The following is a 630-nucleotide window of genomic DNA, read 5'->3' on the forward strand; positions in this document are numbered from 1 at the left end:
GCGGTCGAGCAGGCCACGCGCTTCCAGCGCCGTCATGAAGCGGCTCTGATGCGCGATGTCGGCGAGGCCGCGCTTGCGGGCGATCGAAAGCGCCAGCGTCTGCTGGTAGTTGTTCGACAGCACCAGCGAGCCGACCTCGTCGGTCATCTCGGCGAGCAGCTTGTTGCGTGCCGGGCGCGTCAACGACCCCTTGCGCATGGCGGATGCCAGCGCGATCTTGATGTTGACCTCGACGTCGGAACAGTTGACGCCGCCCGAATTGTCGATGGCGTCGGAATTGCAGCGGCCACCATTCAGGCCGAACTCGATGCGCGCCCGCTGCGTGACGCCGAGATTGGCGCCCTCGCCGATCACTTTCGCCCGGACATCGAGCGCGGTGATGCGAATGGCATCGTTGGCGCGATCGCCGACTTCGGCGTTGGTTTCGGTCGATGCCCGCAAATAGGTGCCGATGCCGCCGAACCACAGGAGATCGACCGGGGCCTTGAGGATGGCGGTCATGATCTCGACCGGCGTGGCGGTGGTCTTGGCCAGGCCGATCGCCGCCGCCGCCGCCGCCGGCAAGGTGATCGATTTCTGGTTGCGCGAGACGATGATGCCGCCTTCCGACAGTTTCGTCTTGTCGTAGTC

1 protein-coding gene is annotated in these 630 nt (G+C 65.6%); it reads right to left on the minus strand.

Going from position 1 to position 630, the window contains the following annotated elements; genetic code table 11:
- Nucleotides 1–630 (minus strand): NAD-glutamate dehydrogenase domain-containing protein (locus EN749_RS36860; protein WP_145991225.1); only part of this gene is annotated, 630 nt, incomplete at both ends.

The organism is Mesorhizobium sp. M7A.F.Ca.ET.027.02.1.1, assembly GCF_004022985.1.
Taxonomy (GTDB): Bacteria; Pseudomonadota; Alphaproteobacteria; order Rhizobiales; family Rhizobiaceae; genus Mesorhizobium.